The sequence below is a fragment of the Microbacterium esteraromaticum genome, assembly GCF_016907315.1.
Taxonomy (GTDB): Bacteria; Actinomycetota; Actinomycetes; order Actinomycetales; family Microbacteriaceae; genus Microbacterium; species Microbacterium esteraromaticum.
The window spans coordinates 970380-994798 of record NZ_JAFBBS010000001.1; the positions used below are offsets into that span (position 1 = coordinate 970380).

Consider the following 24419-nt stretch of genomic DNA (forward strand, 5'->3'; position numbering starts at 1 on the left):
CAGCCTAGTGAGCGCCCCCTGCGCCCGGCCTGGACGCCGATGGGGTCGGGCACGGGCCCGAGAGGGCGTCGACGACATCCGCCGCGTCGTCGGCGAAGCGGGCGTAGTGCTCGCGATCGGAGTTGATCTGCACGCGGTTGATCGCGTGGGAGGGCTCGAGGCTCCGCCAGTCGGGCACGCGGCTCAGTCGCGTGAAGAACATCGACGACGCGATGGCGGGGTCCATGCGCTCGGCGGTGCTCCCCCACCACTCCTGCTGCTGGAACAGGCCGATGCTCGTGGTGCGGCTGCCGTCGGGGTTCGTCACGCCCGAGGTCTCCCAGTCGCCGTGGTCGATGTTGCGCAGCGAGCTCTCGCCCATCGCCGCCATCACGCCGATGATCTGCCCGTCGCGGGCGAACCCGAGCTCTCGGGCGGTGCGCACGATGATGGCCGCATTCTCGAGCTGCTCGCCCCGCCATCCGCTGATCCCGAAGGCGGGGTATGCCTCCGGCTGGTCGAGGCAGTATCCCTCGGGTCGGGGCGCGGTGATCAGGGCGAGGACGGCCAGCACACCGGATGCCAGGATCGCGGCGCCGACGGTGACCGCGGCGACCTCGAGCCCCCGCCGGCGGGTGCGGCGGCGTGACGGACGGCGTCGGCGGCGGGCGCTCATGGTCGCACAGCGGCGCGGCTGGCGCGAGGCGGGCGCCTGGCGCCCAGCGCCGCCACCCCGCCGCCGATCGCGCCGAACAGATGCGCCTGCCAGGAGACGCCGGCCGCGGCTCCGAAGATGCCCGTGAGCACGGTGGTGCCGTACAGGACGATGACGATGAGGGCGATCGCGGCGTACGCGATGCGGTGCGACACCCGCCCCGGCGCGAAGACGCGCAGCACCGTGTAGCCGAAGTACCCGAAGACCAGGACGGAGGCGCCGACGGTGAGCGTGCCCGGCGCGTTGAGGAACCAGGTGCCGGCTCCGCCCACGACCGCGATGATCCCCGTGACAGCCCAGAACCTGCTGGCGCCCTCGACGGCGACGAGGCAGCCGAGCACGAGCAGGGGAAGTGAGTTGCTGATCAGATGGGCCCAGCTCGCATGCAGCAGGGGTCCGAGCACGAGGCCGGGGAGGCTGGTGGGGTCCCACGAGCGCAGGCCCCACCCGGTGAACGATCCTGGCAGCAGCGCGTCGAGCAGCTGAATCGCCCACATCAGGGCGAGCAGCGCGACAGGCGCGAGGAAGCGTCCGGCGGAGCGGGAGCGTGTGGCGGGAGCGGTCACGGGTCGATCCTCGCAGGGCATCCGGTGAGAGAGCCGAGATCCGGGTCGCCGGTCGGAAGAGCCGGCTCCGCTCGGGAAAGGAAAAGACCCTCCGCGCACCCGACAGAGCCCGGTTACCCTTGCTACGTTTCCGTCCTGGGGGAATTGGCCTGGATGCCGTCACGCGGAGAGCCGTAGATCAGTCTACCCGACCCGGGAGAGGGCTTCGCACGCGGCGGGTCGGGCAGGGGCCGCAGAGGGTTACGATCATCAGACGCACCGTCGCGCCGAGGGGACCCGCATGCACGAGAACGCACCGTCGATCACCGCTGAGCAGTTCGCCCAGCACACGTCCCGCATCGTCGCCTCGGTGTCGTCGGTCATCGACGGCAAGCCCGATGCCGTGCGCAGCGCCCTGGTCTGCCTTCTGGCCGAGGGGCATCTGCTCATCGAGGACGTGCCTGGTGTGGGCAAGACGATGCTCGCGCGGGCTCTGGCGGCGAGCGTCGACGCCACGGTGCGCCGCATCCAGTTCACCCCCGACCTGCTGCCAGGCGACGTGACCGGCGTCGCGGTGTACGACCCCGTCGAGCGGGAGTTCGAGTTCAAGCGAGGCGCGATCTTCGCGCACATCGTGATCGCAGACGAGATCAACCGCGCCTCGCCCAAGACCCAGTCGGCTCTGCTCGAGGCGATGGAGGAGCATCAGGTCACGGTCGACGGCTCGAGCCACCCCCTGCCCGAGCCGTTCCTGGTGGTCGCCACCCAGAACCCGCTCGAGATGGAGGGCACCTATCCCCTGCCCGAGGCGCAGCGCGACCGGTTCATGATGCGCATCTCGATGGGGTATCCGGATGCCGCCGCCGAGACCCTCATGCTGCGCCAGCGCGACACCGCCAATCCGCTCGCCTCGGTCACGCCCGTCACCGACGCCGCGACCGTGCGCGCGCTGATCGCGTGGGCCAGGCGCGTGCACGTCGCCGAGTCCCTCGAGGAGTACGCCGTCGCTCTCGCACAGGCCACCAGGCAGGATCCGAGCCTGCACCTCGGCGCCAGCCCGCGCGCCACGCTGCAGCTGGTGCGGGCGGCGAAGGTGGTCGCCGCCCTCGACGGACGCGAGTACGTGGTGCCCGACGACCTGGCCGATCTCGTGATCCCGGTGTTCGCGCACCGCCTTCTCGCAGCGCGGGGCGTGCACCGCGCGGGTGCGCAGCCCGTCGAGGCGGCGCTGCGTCAGATCGTCTCCCGGGTTCCCGTGCCCTTCGCCGCGCGCGTCTGAGCACCATGCGCACGCGACCGCTGACAGCACGGGGAGCCGCCTGCCTGGTGCTCGGCGTGCTGCTGTGCGTGGCCGCCAATGTGCTCTCGGCCCGCCCCCTGCTCTACCTCGGCGTGCTGCTGCTGGTGCTGCCGCTGCTCTCGCTGCTGGTCGTGCGGGCGCCGCGGCGGCGCGGTGAGGTGTGGCGCCAGATCTCCACCGATCTGCTGTCGGTCGGCGAGACCTCGAAGGTCACGGTGCGCTTCGAGCTCTACGCCCCTGGCATCCCGCACGGGCACTGGCGCGACACCCTGCCCGACGCCGTGCGCGGCCAAGCGGGTGGCGAGTACCCCGGTGAGACCCGGCTGCTGCACTACGACCTCGAGGGCGTGCGCCGCGGCACCGCGACGCTCGGCCCGCTGCTCCTGCGCACGGTCGACCCCTTCGGGCTCGCGCAGCGCGTGCAGGCGTTCGGCGAGACCCGCATGATCACGGTCGTACCGCAGGTCATCGCACTGTCGCCGCTGCCGACCAAGGTGGGGGCTGCAGGCGGTGCGGCGCAGACGAGATCGACCAGACTCGGCCAGGGCGCTGACAACCTCATCCCCCGCGCATACATGTCCGGCGACTCGCGCCGGCGGATCCACTGGCGCGCCACCGCGCACCGCGGTTCGCTGATGGTGCGGCAGGAGGAGGAAGAGGCGAGCCCAGACGCCGTGGTCGTGCTCGACCGCGCGGCCTCCCGCTGGGCGCGCCAGGGCGATGCGCCCGATCCTGCCTTCGAGGCCGCCGTCTCACTGTGCGCCTCGGTTGCACTGCGCTTCGTGCAGGACGGCTACAGCGTCGACGTGTTCGACAGCGCGGGCTCGCTGCTGGGCGCGCTGCGGGGACACGAGGACGACCGCGACGGCCTGATGGTCGCGCTGGCGACCGTGATCCCGCGCGGCGAGCCGCGCGATCTCCGGACGATCGTCGGCGGCACGCCCCCTGGCCCGCTGGTGGTCATCACCGGTGCGATCGAAGCCGATGACGCCGCTCGCCTCAGCACCGCTGGTGCGTCCGCACCGATGCTGATCGCGGCTGGTGCGAGCCCGGATGCCCTGGCCCTCGCCTCCGACCATGGGTGGAACGTGGCGTCGCTGACCTCCGCCTCCGACCCCGCCGAGGTGTGGGAGTCGGCGATGCCGCAGGCGAAGGCACCCCGTGACTGAGCGGCGGCGCTCCGAGCCCCGCCCCGGCGTGGTCGGGCCGGCCGTGCTCGCCGCCGTCGCGAGCCTGGTGGCGATGTGGCCGTACACCGGAGTCATCTTGCCGGGCCCGTGGACGTTCGTCGTGGTCGCGATCATCGTCGCGGTGGCGGTGTCGGGAATGGCGGGACGGATGCTGTTCGCGCGGCTGCGCGAGGGCATCCGGTCTCTGCTCGCCCTGCTGGTCCAGCTGATCGCGCTGGCTCTCACCCTCACGAATCTGCTGGCCAGCGAGACGGCCGAGTTCGGCGCCGTGCCGACGCCGGCCAGCATCGAGCTGACCGGCCTGCGTCTGCAGCGTGCGGTCGACGAGATCTCGAACGGCGTCGCACCGATAGACCCGACGGTCTCGATGACCACGGCGATGGGGCTGGTGTTCACGCTGGTCGCCCTGCTCGTCGATCATCTGATCGCCCAGCGCCTGGTCGTGCTCACGGTGCTGTTCACCTCCGTCGTCGGCGCGGTGCCCATGCTGCTGACATTCGGGTCGGTGAACCTCGTGTGGTTCGTGCTGCAGGCGATCATGATCCTGGTCGTGCTGCGCTTCGGAGCGCGGCACGACCGCGACGCCACTCGGCACTCCCCCTTCGTCGCCGCCGGCCTCATCGGCACGGCAGCGATCGTCGCCACCGTGCTCGTCGCTCCGGCTCTGCCCCTCACCGACCCCAGGGGCGGCACCGGGCAGGCGATGACCGTGAGCGCCGACCTGCGCCTGGGCGACGACCTGCGCCGCCCGAACGAGACGGAGGCGCTGACCGTCGTCACCTCGGCATCCGCTCCCCCGTACCTGCGCATGGCCACTCTCTCGCGATTCGACGGCGAGATCTGGCGGCCCGACCGCTCCGATCGCAACCCCGTCGAGGAGGGCTTCGGCTCCCGCCCGTGGAGCGATCCGATCGACACGGTCGAGCAGGAGGTGTCGATCAGGGTGGTGGGCATCTCGAGCTCGCGTCTGCCCGTGCCTTACGCTGCCGAGGAGATCAGCGGCCTCCCGGAGGGCTGGCAGGCGATGCCGCTCAACCGCACCGTGATCAGCCCGACGCGGGATGCCGCCGGCGCCGACTACACCGTGCAGACCGCGACCCCCGCACCGAGCCTCGAGCAGATCCGCGCCACCAGCGCCGGAGGGGCGGAGCTCGTCGCCGCCCCCGCAGAGGGCCTGCCAGACATCATCAGTGATCTGGCTCGCGAGGTCACCGCCGGCGCGGACACCGACTACGACCGGCTGCTGGCGCTTCAGGACTGGTTCCGCGCCGAATTCACGTACTCGCTCGACGCACCCGTCGAAGACGGCTTCGACGGCACCGGCGCCGATGCGGTCGCGACGTTCCTCGAGGTGCGCAGCGGCTACTGCATCCACTTCGCCGGCGCATTCGCTCTCATGGCCCAGTCGCTCGACATGCCCGTGCGGATCGTCGTCGGGTACCTGCCGGGCACGTCGACCGACCAGACCCGCGGCGACGACCGGGTCTACTCGGTCACCAGCGACAAGCTGCACTCCTGGCCGGAGGTGTACTTCCGCGGCATCGGCTGGGTGCCGTTCGAGCCGACGGCGACGCTCGGCACGCCCACCGATTTCGTGTCCGAGGCGGGCGGAGGTGAAGGCGACGATCCCGATTCTCCGACGGCCTCGCCGTCGCCGACCGCAGCGCCCTCGTCGTCGTCGACCTCGGGCCCCGACCGCAGCGATGAAGACGCGGGTGCGGGCGGCGGCGCACTGCCCCGACTCGACCCGACACCGGTGATCCTCGTCACCGCCGGCATCATGCTGGTGCTTCTGCTGCCCGGACTCGGCCGCGCACTGCTCCGGATGCGGCGCATCAGTCGCGCACGGCGCGGCGACGCGATGGCCGCGTGGCGTGAGGTGGCCGACACGATGGCCGACCTGCGGCTCCCGCTGCAGGCGTCAGAGACCGCCCGAACGCGCGCGCAATCGCTCGCCGCGACGCACGGGGTCGACGCCGAGTCGCTGCGGATGCTGGTGGATGCCGTCGAGCGTCGGAGCTATTCGGATCGCGAGCCCGCGGAGCGGGATCTGAGTGCGCCGCTGCGCCCTGTCATCGCACAGCTCGAGGCGAGCGTCAGCGGACGGCGGCGGCTGGTCGCCTGGCTGCTGCCTGCGTCTCTCGTCAGGCGGCGCTGACCGCCGGCTGTCCCCCTCTGCCTTCAGGCGCCGGCGGCGGCGTGATCGCCGCACGGCACGGTGACGCAGTCCGCGCATACGACGAACTGACGGCGGCACGAGGCGTCGGGGCAGTTGGCCGTGCGGCTCGTCGCCGCGCCGCAGCCGGCGCACGTGCCGATGACCGCCGCGTGGTCGCTGAAGTCGACCGAGCCGCGCTTGTCGAAGACGTAGAGCGAGCCCTCCCACAGACCGTCGTCACCGTACTTCTCGCCGTAGCGCACGATGCCGCCGTCGAGCTGGTACACCTCTCCGAAGCCTCGCGACACCATCAGGCTCGACAGCACCTCGCAGCGGATGCCGCCCGTGCAGTAGGTCACGACCGGCTTGCCTTTGAGGTCGTCATAGGCGCCCTCGTCGAGCAGGCGCACGAAGTCTCTCGTGGTGTCTGTGTCGGGCACCACGGCGTTCTTGAACCGCCCGATCTCGGCCTCGAGCGCATTGCGCCCGTCGAAGAAGACGACGTCGTCGCCGCGCTCGGCGACCAGGCGGTGCAGTTGATCGGGGTCGAGGCGCACGCCGCCCCCGACGACTCCGCGCTCGTCGACCCGCAGCTCATCGGGCGCGCCGAACGACACGATCTCGTCACGCACCTTGACGCTCAGCTTCGGGAAGTCGGCGCTGAATCCGTCGGCATCGATCGCGGTGCCTTCGCTCCACTTGACGTCGGCGTCCGTGAATGCCGGATGCTCGCGGAACCGGCGCAGCCACTTCTTCACGGCGGGCAGGTCGCCCCCGAGCGTGCCGTTGATGCCGTCCTTCGAGATGATGATCCGCCCGCGCAGCTTGAGCGACTCCGCGAGATCGCGCTGCCAGAGCCGGATCGCCTGAGGATCGGCCAGCGGCGCGAACGCGTAGAACAGCACGATCTTCGGAGTGGGCACCAGGAGATTCTAGGCCGTGGGCAGCTGGGCGATAAGCGGGTTCTGATCTTGCGGATCGACCACGATGCCGGTGATCTCGTCGAGCCCGACCACCGGGAAGCGGGAGGCGGCACCGATCTTCTCGGCGCTGCCGAGCACGTAGGTGTCGGCGCTGCGCGCCGCGAGCGCGCGTTTGGTGACGGCGTCGTCGAGCTCACCGGTGGTGAGCCCGTGGTCGGGATGGATGCCCGTGACGCCGAGGAAGAAGGCATCTGCCGCGATCCGGGTGATGGCCTCGTGGGCCAGTCCGCCGCCGGCGACCGCGGAGTGGCGGCTCAGTTCGCCGCCGATCATCACGACTCGGGCCTTCGTCGAATCCAGCGCCTCGACCGCCACCGCCGGACTGGGCGTGATGAGAGTGATGTCGTCAGGCAGCATCGTCGCCATCGCGAGCGCCGTCGTGCCGGCGTCGAGGATGACGGTCATCCCGGGGCGGATCAGCGCGGTGGCCGCCTGTGCGACGCGGTGCTTGCTGTCGACAGCGACGCCGAGGCGGCGCTGCACCGGCGCATCGGCGAGCGGCACGGGCAGGGCTCCGCCGTAGACGCGGATGCACAGCCCCGCCTCTGCGAGCTCTCGCAGGTCGCGACGGACCGAGTCTTCGGAGATGCCGAGTTCAGCGGCGACCGACTTCGCCACCACCCGGCCCTCGGCCGCGAGCAGAGTCAGCAGGTGCTCGCGTCGTTGGGCACTCAGCATGGTCTTTCCTTTCCCGTTCTTCGCTATTCTTGCACGTTCCTGCATGTTTCAGGCTACGCTGTCTCTCATGGACAGACCACTTCTCATTCTCATCGCAGGCCCCTACCGCTCGGGAACCGGGGGCGACCCCGACGCGATCGCCGCCAACCTCGAGCGGCTTGAGCAGGCCGCCGCTCCGATCCATCGCCTAGGCCACGTGCCGATGATCGGCGAATGGGTCGCGCTCCCGGTGCTTCGCGGACTCGCTCCGGAGGAGGCCGCCGAGACGGACGTCATGTACCAGACCGCCGATCGGCTGCTGATGCACTGCGACGCGGTGCTCCGCCTGCCCGGAGAGTCCGCCGGCGCCGACAACGACGTGCGACTCGCACGCGAGCGCGGGCTGCCCGTCTACCACTCGGTCGACGAGATCCCCTCGGCTGAGCGTGCCGAGGCACCGTCGCCGATCGGATAGGATGGACAGGTTGTTCCCTGGTGACGTGTCCGAGCGGCCGAAGGAGCACGCTTGGAAAGCGTGTGTTGTGCAAGCAACCGCGGGTTCGAATCCCGCCGTCACCGCCAGAAGCCCTGAGGCCCGCACGAAGTGTGGGCCTCAGGGCTTTTTCCGATGACGGTTGGCCCTTCGCCACCCCAGGGCGCGACGACGCCCGAGGCTCCACTCGGCGCCCCTGCACCCAACCCGAATCCACCCGCACACGCGCGCCGCGTGGAGTCGCGTCGAGGGATCGAATCACGCCGTCACCCGCCCCGCGCGGAATCCCGCCGGGCTATACGTCGAACCGCACGCCGTACATCGTCGTGTCGGGTCCGGAGTCGAGCCGGTGCATTCCGAGGCGCTCGTAGAACGCACCCGCGCCGGTGTTCGTCGGGTTCATGCCCAGGTGCAGGCCGCGCACGCCGCGGGTCTTCAACTCGGCGAACAGGGTCTCGATCAGACGCCGGCCGAGACCCTGCCCCTGCGTCTCGGGCAGGAGGTCGATATGCAGGTGCGCCGGGTACTCGGCCGCGTGCTTCTCGCTGCCGGGCGCGCGGCGGCTGGCGTAGCCGATGATGCCGTCCTGGCGGGTCGGCTCAGCCGCACCCGAGAGCGGGTACAGGCTCTGCTTCGAGGGCCACCACTCCTCGCGGAACCACCGCTCGAAGGCATCCGTGTCGTCCGTCGCGACGATGTAGCCGATCGTCCGCCCGTCAGCGGACTCGACCACCCACGCGAGGTCCGGATGCCGCACGGCGTACGGCGCGGCGAAGACGTCGCCCCACAGCCGGTCGTCGGTGAGGATGCCGGTCGCGTCGCCGCCGGCATCCGCCGTCTTCACGCAGATGTCGTACAGGGCGTCGCGGTCGGCGTCACGATACGGGCGGATCTGCGTCACGGGTGCTCCTCTGTGCGGGCTCGGGGGTCGGCAACCAGCCTAGTGACGCCCACGAGAGCACGAACGCGCCGACGATCAGGGCCGCCGAGGCACCCACCAGAGCCCCGCCCAGCGTGTCGGTGATCCAGTGCACGGCGAGAAGGGTGCGTGACAGAGCCATCAGGACGACCCACACCACGCCGGCGATCGCCATCCAGACGCGGGGGAAGACGAGCCAGAGCACCATCGCGATGGTGGCCGCATTCGACGTATGCCCGGACGGGAATGAGCCGAAGTCGGAGGTCACGAGCATGTCGTCTGGCCGCGCCCTGGCGAAGATCTCCTTCAGCAGCTGGGTGAGCCCGGCGCTCACCACGAAGGACAGAGCCGCGAACACGGCCCCTCGCCATCGACGCAGCAGCACGAGCAGCAGCACGATAAGCAGCGGCACGAGGGCGATCGCCACCCATCCCCCTCCGACCCAGTTCAGCGCATACGCCGCAGACAGCATCCAGTCCTGGCGCACCTGAGACATCAGATGGTTCCAGAACGCGTCGAGGCCGATGGTCGCACCCCGAGGCAGCAGCACCACGAGCACGCCCAGCAGCGCGGCGAGGGTCAGCATCGCGCTTCCGGCGATCAGCAGCTTCCGTCTCGTCATCGTCCCATTGTGCCCCTGCGCCTCGCCAAGCTCGGGATATGAGCGCCGCGCCCTCACGCGTCGACGCCCTCCCGGTCTGCGATCCGGGAGGGCGTCGGCGGAGCGGCCGGGTTCAGCCCTTCGTCGCGCCGGCCAGCAGGCCGCGCACGAAGAAGCGCTGCAGCGCGAAGAAGACGATCAGCGGAACGATGATCGAGATGAACGTTCCCGCCGATTGCAGGAACCAGCGGTTGCCCCAGGTGCCGGACAGCGAGTTGAGAGCCTGCGTGATCGGCAGGGCTCCCGGCGAGGCGAAGATCGTCGCCACCAGCAGGTCGTTCCAGACCCAGAGGAACTGGAAGATGCCGAACGACGCGATCGCCGGCATAGCCAGCGGCAGGATGATCCGGAAGAAGACCTGCCCGTGACCAGCGCCGTCGACGCGAGCCGCCTCGACGATGTCGCCCGGGATCTCGGAGATGAAGTTGTGCAGCATGAACGTCGCGAGCGGCAGCGCGAAGATCGCGTGCGCGATCCACACGCGGGCGAAGCTGAACTCGACGTCGTTGAGCGTGAGTCCAGGGAAGATCATCACGTCGTTGATCGTGAGACCTTCCGAGAACAGGCTCAGCAGGGGCACGAGGGCCATCTGCAGCGGCACGATCTGCAGGGCGAACACGAACACGAACAGCATGTTGCGGCCCTTGAAGTCGATCCACGCGAACGCGTACGCCGCGAGTGCGGCGATCACGATCGGGAAGACCGTCGCGGGGATCGTGATGGCGAGCGAGTTCACGAACGCGGTCGCGAGGGTGGTGGACGTGCCACCGGAGTTGAGCGCCTCGACGTAGTTCTCGAATGTGAACTCGGGGTTCGTGAAGGCCGTCCACCAGCCGGAGGACTGCGTGTCGGCACCGGGCCGGAACGAGGTGACGAACAGGCCGAGGGTGGGGATGGTCCAGAACACCGCGATGATGGCGGCGGCGATGGTCGCGCCCTTCGAGGTGAGCTTCTTGTGCGCGATCGCCTCGTTGCGGCGCGTGTCGCGGGCGACCTGGCGCTTGGTGCGCGTGTCGCGGACGATGGCTTCCGTGGCGCTCATCAGCGGATCTCCCTCTGCTTGGTCATCGATCGGGCGTTGTAGATGATCAGCGGCAGCACGAAGATGAACAGCACGACGGCGAGCGCCGACGAGTGCCCGTAGCTCTGGAAGCGCTGCTGCTGATTGACCATCTCGAAGCCGAGGACGGTGGTGTCGTCGCGACCGCCGGTCATCACCGCGACGATGTCGTAGACCTTCAGCGACATGATGGTGATCGTCGTGAGCACGACGATCAGCGACGACCGGATGCCTGGCACCGTGACGTTCCAGAACCGCTGCCACGCGTTCGTGCCGTCGAGCTCGGCCGCCTCGAGCTGCTCGGCCGGGACGGCCTTGATCGCCGCCGAGAGGATCACCATCGCGAAACCGGTCTGGGTCCAGATGAAGACGATCAGCAGCATGAAGGTGTTGATCAGCGGCTTCACCGCGAGCCAGCTCACCGGATCGCCGCCGAACATGGTCACCACGGCGTTGAGCAGACCGATCTGGTCGCCCTGGCGGTAGTCGTACATGAACTTCCAGATGATGCCGGCGCCCACGAACGAGATCGCGACGGGCATGAACACCAGCACCTTGAGCAGCTTCTCGCCGCGCGCACGGTCGATGAACACGGCGTACGCGAGGCCGAACGCGACCGAGATCGTCGGGGCCAGCAGCGCCCAGATCAGGGTGTTGATCACCGACCACGTGCCGACCGGGTTGGTGAAGACCCATACGTAGTTCTCGAGGCCGACGAACTCATCCCCGCTCTTGTCGAAGAACGACTTCACGAAGGTCGCGACGGCCGGGTAGATCAGGCCGAGCAGCAGCATGATCGCGGCCGGCGCCATGAACAGCACGAGCTGGAACAGGTAGCCGGCGCCCTGGCGCGAGCGGTAGTCGGCGAAGAAGAGCAGCGCGCCGGAGAGAAGCGCGATCGCGACGACGTAGAGCACCGCGTTCGAGTACGGGCGCAGCAGCATGAGCGCCAGCACCGGGATGACGAGGCACGCGACCAATCGCATGATGAAGTAGCCCCGGCCGGGACGGGGCGCGAACTCGATCAGGACGAGCACGATGCCGACGACCAGTCCGAAGACGATCAGCACGGCGGGGATCTGCGCCAGGGGATGCAGGCCACCCAGCCACAGGAAGAAGTTGTTGAGAGACGCCGGGCCCAGGGCGATGCGCGCGGGGTCTTCGACCGGTGCCGAGATGATGAGCAGGAACAGCATCGCGGCGATGAGGATGAAGCCGGCGGCGACCACGATCTTCGTGATGCGGCGCCCCTTGGCATCAACCCCGTGCGTCGTCTTCGGCAGTTCCGCCGTTTCCTTGTCGTCGACTGTCAGCAGTGACATGGGATCCCCTTCTGAGTACGGATGCGGGGTCGGGCATCGCTGCCCGACCCCGCTTTCACCAGCGGATTGCGCTCAGACTAGCGCCACCGGCTAGTTCTCGTAACCTGCCTGGATGTCCTTCAGGACCTGGTCGGTCGCCTTGCCGTCGACCCAGTCGACCATGCCCTTCCAGAACGAGCCGGAGCCCACGGTGGACGGCATCAGGTCGGACGCGTCGAAGCGGAAGACGGTCGCGTCGTCCTGGAGGATGCCCATGGCCTCCTGCAGGAACTCGCTGCCGGCGAGGCTCGGGTCGGCCTTCTTGTTCGCCGAGATCACGCCGCCGAGCTCGACGCGCGCGTCGGCGAACTCGGGCGAGGCCATGAACTCGAGCACCTTGACGGTCGCCGCGTCGTCGTTGAAGCCGGCGACGAACTCGCCGCCACCCTCGACCTGCAGCTCCCCCTCGGTCATGCCAGGCGTGATGAACGCGTACACGTCACCATCGGGGCCGACCTCCGGGGTCTCGCCGTCGGCGTTCTTCACGTCGAGGAAGTTCGCCGAGAGGAACGACGCCTGGTGGGTCAGCGCGCAGCTGCCGTCAGCGACCTTGGCCGCGACGTCGCCGAAGGCGGTCGAGTTGATGCTCTTCACGTCGCCGAAACCGGCGTTGACGTAGTCGGGGTTGAGGATGATCGAGCCGACGGCGTCGAAGGCTTCCTTGATCTCGGGGTCGGTGAACTTGACGTCGCCGGACACCCACTTGTCGTAGACCTCGGGACCGGCCTGGCGGAGCACGAGGTCCTCGATCCAGTCGGTGCCGGGCCAGCCGGAGGCGTCACCCGAGGCGAAGCCGACGCACCACGGCGCCTGACCCGACTTCTCCTTGATGGTGTCGGTGAGCGTCATCATCTCGTCCCACGTCTTGGGAACCTCGACGCCCCACTCCTTGAACTTGGCGGGCGAGTACCAGATGTAGCCCTTCAGGTTCGCGAGCATGGGAGCCGCGTAGAACGTGTCGTCGAACGTGCCGTACTTCTTCCAGTCCTTCGACCAGTTCTCGTCGACCGCCTTGGCGACACCCTCAGGAGCCTCCATGACCTTGCCGGTCTCGACGAGGGTCTTGAGCAGACCGGGCTGAGGGACGACGGCGATGTCGGGGGCGTCGCCACCGGTCACCTTGGTGACGATGTTGCCCTCGAAGCTCTTGTCGCCGGTGTACTCGACCTTGATGCCGGTCTCCTTCTCGAAGGCGGCGAAGCTCTCGTTGAGGTCGTCGGCCTCCGTGCCGGTGATGCCACCGGAGATGCGGACGGTCGCGCCCTTGACGTCGCCGTCTCCGCCTCCTTCTCCGGGGGTGGCCTCCGCGCATCCGGTCAGGGCGATCGCAGTCGCTCCGACCAGGGCGAGGGGAGCAAGCAGGCGGTATCGCTGTGACAGAGCCATGTGTTTTCTCCTCTTCCAGGGTGTTCCGGGCCTCTTCGGCGGAGAATTCCGCAGCGTTGAGGAACCGATTCCAGGACAACCTACTTGCCCCGGGCGCCCCGGCACAATGCCACGCGGAGACAATCTCACAACCGTTGTGCAGACGTGACCCCGCGGGTGGGAGCGCTCCCACAGCGTAACCTGTGGAACCGGTTCCCTTCTACGCGCGATCTCGATAATCTGACTGCGCCCGATCCGAGGAGCATCATGAGCACGATCGCCGACGTCGCCGCGAGAGCCGGCGTGTCCAAGGCCACGGCCAGCCGTGCGCTGAGCGGCGGCGGCTACGTCTCCACCGGCACACGCGAACGCGTGCGCGCCGCCGCCCGCGAGCTGCACTACGTCGCCCACTCGTCGGCCACCAGTCTCGCCACAGGGCGATCGCTGTCGGTGGGCGTGATCATGCCCGCCCTCGACCGGTGGTTCTTCGCGGAGCTGCTCGCGGGCATCCAGGAAGGGCTCCTCGCCGCCGGGCAGGACCTGGTGCTCTACGGAACCCAGGAGGGCTCAGCCGAACGCGAGCGGCTCTTCTCCGATGTGCTCCCCCGCCGCCGGCTCGACGGGATCATCGCCGTCGGGATCCAGCCGAGCACGCATGAGCTCGAACGGCTCGTGCAGGTCGGTTCACCCCTGGTCAGCGTCGGGGCCTATCACGACGAGAACAGCTCTGTCTCGATCGACGACGAGGCCGCCGCGCGCATCGCGACCGAGCACCTCATCGACCTCGGACACCGCGACATCGCCTTTCTCGGCGGGCGCGAGGATGCCGCGACGCACGCCTACGGCGACGAGCAGCGACTGCGCGGATACCGCTCGGCCATGTCCGCCGCGTCGCTGCAGTCTGCGATCCGGCATGCGCCGGGTGATCCGACGACGCCAGGCGGCTACGAAGCCGGAGTGCGGATGCTCGGCGACCGGCAGAATCGTCCGACCGCTTTCGTGGCGGTCTGCGACGAAGCCGCGATCGGCGGCATCATCGCCGCGCGGCGCCTGGGACTGTCCGTACCGGCCGAGCTCAGCGTGGTCGGGATCGACGATCATGCCCACGCGGAGATGTTCGCGCTGACGACCGTGCGTCAGCATCCCCGGGCGCAGGGGCTGGCCGCGGTCGAGCTGCTGCGGTGCCGGATGGATGCCCCCGACGCGCCACCCGAGCAGCGGGCGCTTCCGCTCGAGCTGGTCGTGCGCGCGTCGACCGCAGTGCCGAAGCCCTGACCGCCGAGCGCGTCAGGCCGGAACGGCAGAAGGCCCCCGGTCGGAACCGGGGGCCTTCGCTACGCAGTGAAGCGTGATTACTTGAGGGTGACCGTGGCGCCGGCGGCCTCGAGGGCCTCCTTCGCCTTCTCGGCGGTCTCCTTGTTGGCGCCCTCGAGGACGGCCTTAGGAGCACCGTCGACGACGGCCTTGGCCTCGCCGAGGCCCAGCGAGGTGAGCTCGCGGACGGTCTTGATGACCTGGATCTTCTTGTCGCCGGCAGCCTCGAGGATGACGTCGAACGAGTCCTTCTCCTCCTCGGCCTCAGCAGCGCCAGCGCCACCGGCAGCACCGGCAACGGCGACCGGGGCGGCCGCGGTGACGTCGAACTTCTCCTCGAACGCCTTCACGAAATCGCTGAGCTCGACGAGGGTGAGGCCTGCGAACTGCTCCAGCAGCTCCTCAGTGGAAAGCTTCGCCATGATGTATCTCCTAGATAAAGGTGTGGTTGTTGTGAGGGGATCGCCGGTCGCTCACGCGGCCTCGGCGGTCTCCAGCTTTTCGCGAAGCGCGTCGATGGTGGCGGCAGCCTTGCCCATCGTCGCCTTCATCATGCCCGCTGCCTTCGCCAGCAGAACCTCACGGCTCTCGAGCGAGGCGTACTTGTTGACCTCGTCGGCGTCGAGGGCCTTGCCCTCGAAAACGCCGCCCTTGATCACGAGAAGCGGGTTGGCCTTGGCGAAGTCACGCAGAGCCTTGGCAGTGGCGACGAAGTCACCGTGCACGAACGCCACGGCCGAGGGACCCTTCAGGTCCTCGTCGAGCGACGTGATCCCCGCGTTGTTCGCGGCGATCTTGGTCAGCGTGTTCTTCACCACGGCGTACTCCGCGTCCTGACGGATGTTGCCGCGCAGCTCCTTGAGCTGGGCAACCGTCAGACCGCGGTACTCGGTCAGCAGGACGGCGTTCGAGTTCTCGAAAGACTTCGTGAGCTCGGCAACCGTTGCATCCTTCTGCGCCATGGTCACTCCTTACGTGTACGGACGCCACGCGGATGCGGGACGTCGACCTCGACCGCCCCACGACATGAGAAAAGCTCCGGCGCAAGCGCACGGAGCTTCGAGAAGAAATTCGCACACCTGCGCGGGCCCCTGCTGAGCAGTGCTTCGATCGTCACGTTCGCACACGACGATGACCGGCGGTCTTCGGTTATGACCAACTGTACGGCATCCGCCCCCCTCCCCCAAATCCGGGGCTCCCGTGAGGGCGCCCGACCCGCTCCCGCCCCTGCTGAGCTACCCCGCCCCCGTTCATCTGCGTAACTGAGCAGGGGCGAGGCAGCTCAACGGGGGCGAGGACGCAACGCTGGTCACCCGGGCGGACGGATGCCGAACGAGGCGAGCCTCGCGCCGAGAACGGACGCGCTCCTGATGTCGGCCGAGCCCCAGCGAACGGTGCGCCACCCGGTGACGCCCCGGATGTCATCCTCACGTCGCTTCTCGGCGAGAACGACCTCTTCCGCGGTCCGGCGTCCTCGCATTCCGTCATCGAGGTACTTATCCCGGCCGTCGAACTCTCCGAAGCAGCGCGACCGTCGAAATCCGAAGTCGAGCCAGTAGTCCTGCCCAGCCGAGCCGACCACGTGCAGCTGGAGCTCGGGCTCGGCGAAGCCCAGATCGAGAAGATGCAGACGGCTCACACTCTCGCCCGGAAGCTGCGCGCGTCCGTCGGCGAGGTCGATGATCCGCCTCGCGCTCCTGATGCCAGGCCTACGAGGATGCGCGGCGCGGGCCAGCATCCGGTCCTTCCACGCGCCGACGGCATCGGCATCCTGCACGTGCCCGGACACGGCGACGCTCCGCAGGGCGGCGTCTGCAGCCGAGAGCGCGACGGGCGGCGAGCTCACACAGGCGAGGTCGAGCACCGTGCGCTCGAGCGAGGTGCAGCGGATCCCATCGCGCTCGACGATGTCGGCGGAGTCGAGCGGAACCCCGTGCCACATGACCCCGGCCACGGTCCTTCCGTGACGGGCAGCGCGGATCGCGGCGTGCACCGACGTGGGGACGAGCCGATACAGGGGCAGGCCGTGCAGGACCGCAGCGGAAGGCCCCCAGAACACCGGTCCGGGCGAGGCGGAGTTGAGATGTGTCGACACCACCTCGACGAGGTGCCGGCCCTCATTCCACAGTGCAGCCCACGCTGCGGCCTCGAGGTACCGGTTGTGGCGCACGCGACGCAGCGCCCCGTCGGTCACCAGGCGCTCGATCTGGCGCTCGGAGTGCCCACGAGAACGCAGCTCCGCTCGAGTGATGATGAGCGCTCGGGCTCCTGCGATGTCGATGTTCTTCGGCATCCAGCGATCCTGTCTTCCTGCCGTCCCCGAACCGACGCTCTCCACAGCCTGATCCCGATCTCGCGCCGAACGCTGTGCTGTGGAAGACGGATGGCACCTGCCCATCCCGTTCGCGCCCCTGCTGAGCTACCCCACCCCTGTTCAGCTGCGTAACTGGGCGGGGGCGAGGTAGCTGAGCGGGGGCGAGGACGAGCGGCGCGAGAAGACAGAAAGACAGGGGGACAGGGACCCGCGGGGCGGCGTGTGAGAGAAGGGATGCCCGGGGGCGAGCGTTAGGCTCTTGGGGTGACTCCCGAACTCCAAGCGCGCATCCTCGCGGACTCCCGCGATCGCGTCGCATGGCTTCGCGCGCGAGCTCGCGGGATCACCGCGACCGACGTCGCCGGGCTCTCGGGAGAGGCCTCGATATCGCGGGCGGCGGATGCCAAGCTCGGAGCAGGTCCGCGCTTCGGCGGCAACGCCTACACCGACCACGGGCGCCGACGCGAACCGGAGATCGCGGCGTGGGTCGCGGCGACGCACGGCATTCTCCCCTCCTCCGCACTCTTCCACGCCGAGATCGAGAAGCGCCACCTCGCAACGCCGGACGGCATCTGCGTCGACGGAGAGGGGCGTGTGCTGCTCGCCGAGATCAAGACGACAAACAAGTCGTGGCGCACCATCCCCCGCACCTACCTGCGTCAGGTCTGGTGGCAGCAGCACGTGCTCGGCGCCGAGCGCACGCTGTTCGTGTGGGAGGAGCACGACGACTTCAACCCGATCCACGACGAGCCGCGCTCGGTGTGGATCGACCGCGACGAGAAGGAGATCGGCCAGCTCGTGGCCCTCGCGACCCGGCTGATCGACGAGCTCTACCGGCGCACGACCGGTCAGGCCCCTCCTACTCGCGCCCCGCTGGCGCCGAGCCGGCGCAACGCGCTGCGCGAGCGCGACATGTTCCGCGCACTGGCCCTGTCGGAGTAGTCGCTCACATCGGAGCGAGCACCAGTGCCGCTTCGGCGGCGACCTCTTCAGCGATCGCATCGAGCAGCGGCGACCGCAGGTTCCACTGCTGCCAGTAGAGCGGCACGCGGATGCGCGGCTCGCCCAGCGACACGAGAGCATCCGAGAGGTGCGGCGCCGGGATCAGACCCCAGCCCAGCCCGAGGCGCACGGCCTCGGAGAAGTCGTGCGATGCGGGCACGTAGTGGCGCGGCACCTGCCACGGGTCCACTCCCCTGGCGCGGAGCCAGCCCTGCTGCAGCGCGTCTCGCCGATCGAAGTCGACGAAGGGCGCGCGGGCGAGTGCCCCTGCGGTGACGCCATCGGGAAACCAGCGCTGCACGAAATCGGCGGTCGCCATCGCGCGGTATTCGAGCACGCCGAGCGGGGTGACGGCGCTGCCGCCGACCGGGTCGGCCTCGCTGGTGACGGCCGCCATCACCTCGCCCGACTCGAGCATGCGCGCGGTGTAGTCCTGATCGTCGCGGTGCAGGTCGACGTCGATCGGATGCTGTCGCGCGACGCGCGCGAGCGGGGCCAGGAACCACGTGGCCATCGAGTCGGCGTTGACGGCGAGCGGCACACGGACGCGCGGGGCATCGACCCCGGCGGCGTCGCCGAGCCCGAACGCCGCGACCGTGTCGTGCTCGAGAAGGGCCACCTGGCGCGCGAGGCGGACGAGTGCCTCTCCGGCCTCGGTGGGCCGGACGGGCCGCGAGCGCACGACGACGGCGCGACCGATCTGCTGCTCGAGCGTCTTGATCCGCTGGCTCACCGCCGACTGCGTGACATGCATCCGTCGGGCGGCAGCCTCGAAGCTGCCCTCATCGACGACCATCGCCACGGTCGCCGCCAGCTGAGCGTCGATCTTCATATAAGTCACGCTAATGCAATGCCAGATATCTTCGCTGGAACTGATCAATGATCGGTTCTAACGTTGATCCGTGCTCACCTTCCTCTCCGGCCTCGGACTCATGTACTCGCTCATCGTCGCCGTCGGCGCTCAGAACGTCTTCGTGCTGCGTCAGGGCCTGCGCCGTGAGCACGTGCTGCCGGTGGTGCTCATCTGCGCCGCGTCGGATGCGGCGCTCGTGCTCGTCGGCACGGCGGGCCTCGGATTCCTCATCGCCGAGCTGCCCTGGCTCATCATCGCCGCACGGTGGCTGGGAGGGATCTCGCTGGTCCTCTACGGCATCCTCGCCGCACGGCGCGCGTGGCGGGCAGAGGGCGAGACGCTCGTGGCCGACGCAGCACAGGCATCCGGACCAGCACAGGCATCCGGACCCGCACAGGCATCCGGGCCAGCACAGGCATCCGGACCAACCCAAGCATCCGGATCAGGATCAGCGGCCGGCGGCGGCACGGCCACGCTCTCGCGCTCCCGGCTCGCCCCCGTTCTCGCCGCGACGCTCGCGTTCACGTTCCTCAACCCGAACGTCTACCTCGACACGGTGCTGCTGATCGGGTCGATCGCCGCGACGCACGGCCCCGCACGCTGGGTCTTCGCCGCCGGCGCCATCCTCGGCAGCATCACCTGGTTCTTCGCCCTGGGCTTCGGTGCCCGCCATCTGGGCCGCTGGCTGCGCACGCCGCGGGCATGGCGCATCCTCGACACGGTCATCGCGGCGCTGCTGGTCGTCATGGGCGTGCTGCTCGTGCTGCCCGTCTTCACCGCCTGACCGCGCCGAGCCGGAGGGAGTTGCCGCTCAGGCCCCGTCGAGCGGGCGCAGGATGCGGGTGAGGAACCGCTGCGTGCGCTCCTCGCGGGGCGCGCCGAAGATCTGCGACGGATGCCCCTCCTCGACCACCACGCCGGCATCCATGAACAGCACGTGGTCGGCCGCCTCCCTGGCGAAGCTGAGCTCATGCGTCACGACGACCATGCTCCAGCCCTCATCCGCGAGCTCCTTGATCACCAGCAGCACCTCGCCCACGAGTTCGGGATCGAGGGCGCTCGTGGGCTCGTCGAAGAGCAGCAGATCGGGGCGCAGGGCCAGCGCGCGCACGATGCCGACCCGCTGCTGCTGACCGCCCGAGAGCTCGTGCGGTCGGGCGTCGGCCCGGTCACCCAGGCCGACCCTCTCGAGCAGCCCGCGGGCCTCGGCGACCACCTCGGCCTTGGGCCGCCCCTGCACGCGCCACGGCCCCTCGATCACGTTCTCGAGCACCGTGAAATGCGGGAACAGGTTGTGATGCTGGAAGACCATAGCCGAGCGATCGCGCAGCGCCAGGCGCTGCCGCGGCGTCACCCGCTCGGCGAAGTCGATCTCGGGCCCGCCGTCGACGACGATCGATCCGGCATCCGGCGTCTCGAGGCCGTTCAGCGATCTCAGCACCGTGGTCTTGCCCGAGCCGCTCGGCCCGATGAGCACGACCACCTCGCCACGGTGCAGGGTCAGATCGATCCCCCGCAGCACCTCGTTGTCGCCGAAGCGCTTGTGCAGCCCGCTCGCCGTCAGCAGCGGCGGAGACGAATCAGTGCGCGACACGTTGATCGAGCCTCCTCTCGACGGCGCTCTGCCCGAACGACAGCACCAGGCAGAAGACCCAGTAGACGAGCGCCGCCGCCAGATACAGCACCATGAACTCGTACGTGGTCGACGCGATCTGCTGGCTGACCTTGAACAGGTCGGTCACGAGGATCAGCGAGGTGAGCGACGTGTCCTTCACCAGGGAGATGAAGGTGTTCGACAGCGGCGGCACCGAGACCCGAGCAGCCTGCGGGAGCACGACCCTGGTCAGGGTGCGCGTGCGATTCATGCCGACCGTGTACGCGGCCTCCCACTGCCCCTTCGGCACCGACAGGATCGCGGCCCGCACGACCTCGGCGCCGTAGCCGCCGACGTTCAGCGACAGGGCGATGATCGCGCTGGGCCACGAGTCGATCGTGACGCCGATCGACGGCATCCCGTAGAAGATGACGAACAGCTGAACGAGCAGCGGCGTGCCGCGGATCACCGAGATGTAGAACCGCGCCAGATTCGACAGCACCGGGTTCACCGAGATGCGCATCAGCGCGATCCCGATGGCGATGAGCAGTCCGAACGCGAACGAGACCAGCGCGAGCGGCACCGTGGCCGTGAGACCTGCGAGTGCGATCGGGCCCAGTGAGTTCAGGAAGAGCTGCCAGGCATCCATCGACGCGAGCTTACTCGGTGACGTCCTCGCCGAAGTACTTCTCGCTGATCTCCGCGAGCGTGCCGTCGGCCCGCAGCTCGTCGAGCGCGCCGTCGACGGCCTTCACGAGGGCGTTCTTGTCCTTGGTGAACGTGAACGCCTGCTCGCCTGCCTCGTCGGTCTCGGCGGCGATCTTCAGGCCCGTGGGACCGTCGGTGGTCTCGTAGTCGAGGAAGGTGAGCTTGTCGTTGATGGTGGCATCGACACGCCCCTGACGCAGCAGCGCCACGGCCTGCGCCCAGCCCTCGACAGCCTCGATCTTCGCGCCCGATTCCTTCGCGAGCTCGTTCCAGTTGCTCGTCAGCGACTGCGCTGCGGTCTTGCCCTCGAGGTCGTCGAACGAGCTGATCGAGTCGTCATCGTCCTTCACGACGATCACGCCGGGCGAGACCGTGTACGGCTCGCTGAAGAGATACTTCTCTTCGCGCTCGTCATTGATGGTGACCTGGTTCGCGATGACGTCGAAGCGTCCCGCGTCGAGGCCGGCGAAGATCGCATCCCACTGCGTCTCCTGGAACTCCACCTTCAGGTCGAGCTTGTCGGCCACAGCCTGGATGATCTCGACGTCGTATCCGGTCAGCGCACCGGTGCCGCCGTCGCCGTGGAAGCTGAACGGACGGTACGTGCCCTCCGTCGCCACGGTGAGGGTGCCGTCCTTGACCAGCCCGAGCTCGGCGCCGGACTCCGCCGAGCCGCTGGAGGCGGGTGCCGTCGAGCCGCTGCAGGCGGTGAGCGCTGCGGCTGCGATGACCAGTGCGGTGGCGGCGATGAGACGACGGGACATGAGTACCCTCCTGGGGTGTGCGGTGCGGTGACGCGGTGATCTCACACTATGCGCGCTCACCTGGGCAAAGGGCGTGCGTGACGCCGTATGACATGCAGAACGCCCCCGCCGGCGAACCGGCGGGGGCGTTCTGCGGTCACTCGGACTCAGATGGAGTTGACGTCCAGCGGGATGCCGGGGCCGAACGTGGTCGACACGGCGCCCTTCTGGATGTAACGGCCCTTCGAGCTCGACGGCTTGAGGCGGACGATCTCCTCGAGCGCTGCGCCGATGTTCTCGTCGAGCTGCTCAGCCGTGAACGAGGCCTTGCCGACGATGAAGTGCACGTTGGCGTGCTTGTCGACGCGGAACTCGATCTTTCCGCCCTTGATCTCCTCGACGGCCTTGGCCGGGTTGGGGGTCACGGTGCCGGTCTTGGGGTTGGGCATGAGGCCACGGGGGCCGAGCACCTTACCCAGACGACCGACCTGGCCCATGAGCTCAGGGGTCGAGACGGCTGCGTCGAAGTCGGTCCAGCCTGCGGCGACCTTCTCGATGAGCTCGGTGCCACCGACCTCGTCTGCACCGGCGGCGATGGCGGCCTCAGCGGCAGCGCCGTTCGCGAACACGATGACGCGAGCGGTCTTGCCGGTGCCGTGGGGCAGCATGACGGTGCCGCGCACCATCTGGTCTGCCTTGCGGGGGTCGACCGAGAGCTTGAGCGCGACCTCGACGGTCGAGTCGAACTTCGACGAGCCGGTCTCCTTCGCGAGGGCGACGGCCTCGGTCGGGGTGTAGAAACGGTCTGCCTCGATCTTGGCGAGGGCAGCCTGGTATGCCTTGGACTTGGTAGCCATTGTTATCTCCCTCAGCCCTCGACCGTGATGCCCATCGAGCGCGCAGTGCCCTCGATGATCTTCGATGCGGCGTCGATGTCGTTCGCGTTCAGGTCAGCCTGCTTGGTCTCGGCGATCTGACGGACCTGGTCCTTGGTGATCTTGCCGACCTTGACGGTGTGCGGGGTGGCCGAAGCCTTCGCGACGCCTGCGGCCTTCTTGATCAGCTCGGCGGCCGGCGGGGTCTTCAGGACGAACGTGAAGCTGCGGTCCTCGTAGACGGTGATCTCCACGGGGATGACGTTGCCGCGCTGCGACTCGGTCGCGGCGTTGTACGCCTTGCAGAACTCCATGATGTTCACGCCGTGCTGACCGAGCGCCGGGCCGATCGGCGGCGCCGGGTTGGCTGCACCGGCGTTGATCTGAAGCTTGATCAGGCCGGTCACCTTCTTCTTGGGTGCCATGATTCTCCTTTCATCGAGCGGATGCCGAGGCATCCCTCTCCCGCATCCCCGGCGTCTCCGGGGCGCGGTGCTGTCTGTGCTCGCGCACAAACCACAACAGTCTACCGCATGCAGAACGCCCCGCCGGACGGAGCCGGCGGGGCGTTCTCATGACGCGGGGCGTCAGATCATCTTGGTGACCTGCTCGAACGACAGCTCGACCGGGGTCTCGCGCTCGAAGAGCGAGACGAGCACGGTGAGCTTGCCGCTGGCGGCGTTGATCTCGCTGATCGTTCCAGGCAGACCCGCGAACGAGCCCTCCTTGATCGTGATGGTCTCGCCGACCTCGAAGTCGACCTCGGCCGCCATCGGACGAGCCACGGCGACGCCGCCCTTGGCCGCGATCGACTTCGCGGTGGGGACGTCCTTGACCTCGACGAGCGACTTCAGCATGTTGAAGGCCTCTTCGAAGCGCAGCGGGGTCGGGTTGTGGGCGTTGCCCACGAAGCCGGTGACGCCGGGCGTGTGACGCACGACGGACCAGGTGTCCTCGTTGAGCTCCATGCGCACCAGCACATAGCCGGGGATGCGCACGCGGTTGACCATCTTGCGCTGGCCGTTCTTGATCTCGACGACGTCCTCCATCGGGACCTCGATCTGATAGATGTCGTCCTCGACCTCGAGCGTCGACTTGCGCTGCTCGATGTTGGCCTTCACCTTGCGCTCGAAGCCGGCGTAGGAGTGGATGACGTACCACTTGCCGGGAAGCATGCGCAGGTCGGCGCGGAACGCCTCGTACGGGTCCTCCTCGGCCTCGGTCTCGTCGTCGGACTCGCCGCCGACCTCCGGACCGTCGTACGGGGTGACCTCGTCGGCCGCGGCCGCCTCGGCCTCGGCGGACTCCTCCGCCACTGCGTCGTTGAGGACCTCGGCGGCTGCTTCAGTCTCAGCCGCTTCGTCCAGGTTCAGAGCGTCGTTCACGATCGCGTCCGCCTCCGGGTCTTCGATTTCGATGTCATCGGTGTCGTCGTAGTCGACGTCGATCTCACCGTCGCCCTCGATGTGCAGAGCGTTGTGCTCGGCTGCCGAGGACGACTGCTCCTGCTCGGCGAGCACGTTGCCCTCCTGGGCTTCGTCCTCTTCGCTGGACTGCTCTGCAGCGGTCGCCCAGTCGGCGTCGTCGGAATACTTGTCAGACACTTTGCTTCTTTCCAATCGCTGCGACG

Annotated in this window: 26 protein-coding genes, 1 tRNA gene and 1 other RNA gene; 8 read left to right on the forward strand and 20 right to left on the reverse strand. The window is 68.7% G+C overall.

Annotated features, from left to right (window positions below; translation table 11 throughout):
- Nucleotides 1-4: 4 nt before the first annotated feature.
- From JOE67_RS04790 to ffs, 3 genes are all read right to left on the reverse strand, one after another.
- On the reverse strand, nt 5-655 hold the full coding sequence (locus JOE67_RS04790) for a hypothetical protein (protein ID WP_204974390.1): 651 nt from the start codon (nt 653-655) through the stop codon (nt 5-7).
- Nucleotides 652-1260 carry a rhomboid family intramembrane serine protease gene (locus JOE67_RS04795; protein WP_338041496.1) on the reverse strand — a complete coding sequence of 203 codons (609 nt, stop codon included), beginning with the start codon at nt 1258-1260 and terminating at the stop codon, nt 652-654. The genes JOE67_RS04790 and JOE67_RS04795 overlap by 4 nt, the downstream gene beginning before the upstream one ends.
- A 79-nt stretch (nt 1261-1339) precedes the next feature.
- Nucleotides 1340-1436, reverse strand: an RNA gene (gene ffs / locus JOE67_RS04800) — signal recognition particle sRNA small type.
- A gap of 104 nt (nt 1437-1540) precedes the next feature.
- Between ffs and JOE67_RS04805 the strand changes: the two genes are divergently transcribed.
- Genes JOE67_RS04805 through JOE67_RS04815 form a run of 3 tightly spaced genes read left to right on the forward strand, consistent with a single transcriptional unit; the run spans nt 1541 to nt 5887 of the window.
- Nucleotides 1541-2518, forward strand: coding sequence for an AAA family ATPase (locus JOE67_RS04805; RefSeq protein ID WP_204974392.1), 978 nt, complete (start codon nt 1541-1543; stop codon nt 2516-2518).
- A gap of 5 nt (nt 2519-2523) precedes the next feature.
- A complete protein-coding gene (locus JOE67_RS04810; RefSeq protein ID WP_204974393.1) occupies nt 2524-3708 on the forward strand; it encodes a DUF58 domain-containing protein in 1185 nt (394 codons plus the stop codon).
- Entirely contained in the window at nt 3701-5887 is a 2187-nt protein-coding gene (locus JOE67_RS04815) for a transglutaminaseTgpA domain-containing protein (protein ID WP_204974394.1), read from the forward strand. The genes JOE67_RS04810 and JOE67_RS04815 overlap by 8 nt, the downstream gene beginning before the upstream one ends.
- Nucleotides 5888-5910: 23 nt before the next feature.
- Here the strand turns inward: JOE67_RS04815 and trhO are convergent, their stop codons facing one another.
- A complete protein-coding gene (trhO, locus tag JOE67_RS04820) occupies nt 5911-6810 on the reverse strand; it encodes an oxygen-dependent tRNA uridine(34) hydroxylase TrhO (protein WP_204974395.1) in 900 nt (299 codons plus the stop codon).
- 9 nt (nt 6811-6819) lie between these two features.
- Nucleotides 6820-7548, reverse strand: a complete 729-nt coding sequence (locus JOE67_RS04825) for a DeoR/GlpR family DNA-binding transcription regulator (protein WP_204974396.1) — start codon at nt 7546-7548, stop codon at nt 6820-6822.
- 67 nt (nt 7549-7615) lie between these two features.
- Here JOE67_RS04825 and JOE67_RS04830 point away from each other — a divergent pair, with 67 nt between their 5' ends.
- On the forward strand, nt 7616-8002 hold the full coding sequence (locus JOE67_RS04830; protein ID WP_204974397.1) for a DUF4406 domain-containing protein: 387 nt from the start codon (nt 7616-7618) through the stop codon (nt 8000-8002).
- A gap of 19 nt (nt 8003-8021) precedes the next feature.
- Nucleotides 8022-8109: transfer RNA gene (locus JOE67_RS04835), tRNA-Ser, on the forward strand.
- A 206-nt stretch (nt 8110-8315) separates the two neighbouring features.
- Here the strand turns inward: JOE67_RS04835 and JOE67_RS04840 are convergent.
- The 5 genes from JOE67_RS04840 to JOE67_RS04860 form a co-directional block, all read right to left on the reverse strand.
- Nucleotides 8316-8921 carry a GNAT family N-acetyltransferase gene (locus JOE67_RS04840; protein ID WP_204974398.1) on the reverse strand — a complete coding sequence of 202 codons (606 nt, stop codon included), beginning with the start codon at nt 8919-8921 and terminating at the stop codon, nt 8316-8318.
- Nucleotides 8896-9561 (reverse strand): phosphatase PAP2 family protein, encoded by a 666-nt coding sequence (locus JOE67_RS04845; RefSeq protein ID WP_204974399.1) that lies wholly within the window; start codon nt 9559-9561, stop codon nt 8896-8898. The genes JOE67_RS04840 and JOE67_RS04845 overlap by 26 nt, the downstream gene beginning before the upstream one ends.
- 112 nt (nt 9562-9673) lie before the next feature.
- Nucleotides 9674-10642 (reverse strand): carbohydrate ABC transporter permease, encoded by a 969-nt coding sequence (locus JOE67_RS04850; RefSeq protein ID WP_204974400.1) that lies wholly within the window; start codon nt 10640-10642, stop codon nt 9674-9676.
- Complete coding sequence (locus JOE67_RS04855; RefSeq protein WP_204974401.1) at nt 10642-11982, reverse strand: carbohydrate ABC transporter permease; 1341 nt, start codon at nt 11980-11982, stop codon at nt 10642-10644. The genes JOE67_RS04850 and JOE67_RS04855 overlap by 1 nt, the downstream gene beginning before the upstream one ends.
- 90 nt (nt 11983-12072) lie before the next feature.
- Nucleotides 12073-13407 carry an ABC transporter substrate-binding protein gene (locus tag JOE67_RS04860; protein WP_204974402.1) on the reverse strand — a complete coding sequence of 445 codons (1335 nt, stop codon included), beginning with the start codon at nt 13405-13407 and terminating at the stop codon, nt 12073-12075.
- Between the two features lie 246 nt (nt 13408-13653).
- Between JOE67_RS04860 and JOE67_RS04865 the strand changes: the two genes are divergently transcribed.
- The gene (locus JOE67_RS04865) at nt 13654-14661 is read left to right on the forward strand and encodes a LacI family DNA-binding transcriptional regulator (RefSeq protein WP_204974403.1); all 1008 of its coding nucleotides are present in this window, start codon (nt 13654-13656) and stop codon (nt 14659-14661) included.
- A 77-nt stretch (nt 14662-14738) separates the two neighbouring features.
- Here the strand turns inward: JOE67_RS04865 and rplL are convergent, their stop codons facing one another.
- The 3 genes from rplL to JOE67_RS04880 form a co-directional block, all read right to left on the reverse strand.
- Complete coding sequence (rplL, locus tag JOE67_RS04870) at nt 14739-15122, reverse strand: 50S ribosomal protein L7/L12 (protein ID WP_204974404.1); 384 nt, start codon at nt 15120-15122, stop codon at nt 14739-14741.
- A gap of 51 nt (nt 15123-15173) precedes the next feature.
- The gene (rplJ, locus tag JOE67_RS04875; RefSeq protein WP_204974405.1) at nt 15174-15662 is read right to left on the reverse strand and encodes a 50S ribosomal protein L10; all 489 of its coding nucleotides are present in this window, start codon (nt 15660-15662) and stop codon (nt 15174-15176) included.
- A 347-nt stretch (nt 15663-16009) separates the two neighbouring features.
- Nucleotides 16010-16993 (reverse strand): hypothetical protein, encoded by a 984-nt coding sequence (locus JOE67_RS04880; protein WP_204974406.1) that lies wholly within the window; start codon nt 16991-16993, stop codon nt 16010-16012.
- 285 nt (nt 16994-17278) lie between these two features.
- On the opposite strand from JOE67_RS04880, the gene JOE67_RS04885 reads away from it, so the two are divergent.
- A complete protein-coding gene (locus JOE67_RS04885; protein ID WP_204974407.1) occupies nt 17279-17956 on the forward strand; it encodes a YqaJ viral recombinase family protein in 678 nt (225 codons plus the stop codon).
- A 4-nt stretch (nt 17957-17960) separates the two neighbouring features.
- Here JOE67_RS04885 and JOE67_RS04890 read toward each other — a convergent pair whose 3' ends face one another.
- The gene (locus JOE67_RS04890; protein WP_204974408.1) at nt 17961-18848 is read right to left on the reverse strand and encodes a LysR family transcriptional regulator ArgP; all 888 of its coding nucleotides are present in this window, start codon (nt 18846-18848) and stop codon (nt 17961-17963) included.
- 70 nt (nt 18849-18918) lie between these two features.
- On the opposite strand from JOE67_RS04890, the gene JOE67_RS04895 reads away from it, so the two are divergent.
- A complete protein-coding gene (locus JOE67_RS04895) occupies nt 18919-19653 on the forward strand; it encodes a LysE/ArgO family amino acid transporter (RefSeq protein ID WP_338041497.1) in 735 nt (244 codons plus the stop codon).
- Between the two features lie 27 nt (nt 19654-19680).
- On the opposite strand, the gene JOE67_RS04900 is transcribed toward JOE67_RS04895, so the two are convergent.
- From JOE67_RS04900 to nusG, 6 genes are all read right to left on the reverse strand, one after another.
- Nucleotides 19681-20463 (reverse strand): amino acid ABC transporter ATP-binding protein, encoded by a 783-nt coding sequence (locus JOE67_RS04900; RefSeq protein WP_338041498.1) that lies wholly within the window; start codon nt 20461-20463, stop codon nt 19681-19683.
- Nucleotides 20450-21112, reverse strand: a complete 663-nt coding sequence (locus tag JOE67_RS04905; protein WP_204974409.1) for an amino acid ABC transporter permease — start codon at nt 21110-21112, stop codon at nt 20450-20452. The genes JOE67_RS04900 and JOE67_RS04905 overlap by 14 nt, the downstream gene beginning before the upstream one ends.
- A gap of 10 nt (nt 21113-21122) precedes the next feature.
- Nucleotides 21123-21935 carry an amino acid ABC transporter substrate-binding protein gene (locus tag JOE67_RS04910; protein WP_204974410.1) on the reverse strand — a complete coding sequence of 271 codons (813 nt, stop codon included), beginning with the start codon at nt 21933-21935 and terminating at the stop codon, nt 21123-21125.
- A 146-nt stretch (nt 21936-22081) separates the two neighbouring features.
- Complete coding sequence (gene rplA, locus JOE67_RS04915; RefSeq protein ID WP_204974411.1) at nt 22082-22771, reverse strand: 50S ribosomal protein L1; 690 nt, start codon at nt 22769-22771, stop codon at nt 22082-22084.
- An 11-nt stretch (nt 22772-22782) separates the two neighbouring features.
- A complete protein-coding gene (gene rplK / locus JOE67_RS04920; protein ID WP_099195392.1) occupies nt 22783-23214 on the reverse strand; it encodes a 50S ribosomal protein L11 in 432 nt (143 codons plus the stop codon).
- Nucleotides 23215-23376: 162 nt separating this feature from the next.
- Nucleotides 23377-24393, reverse strand: coding sequence for a transcription termination/antitermination protein NusG (gene nusG, locus JOE67_RS04925; RefSeq protein ID WP_204974412.1), 1017 nt, complete (start codon nt 24391-24393; stop codon nt 23377-23379).
- Between the last annotated feature and the right edge of the window lie 26 nt (nt 24394-24419).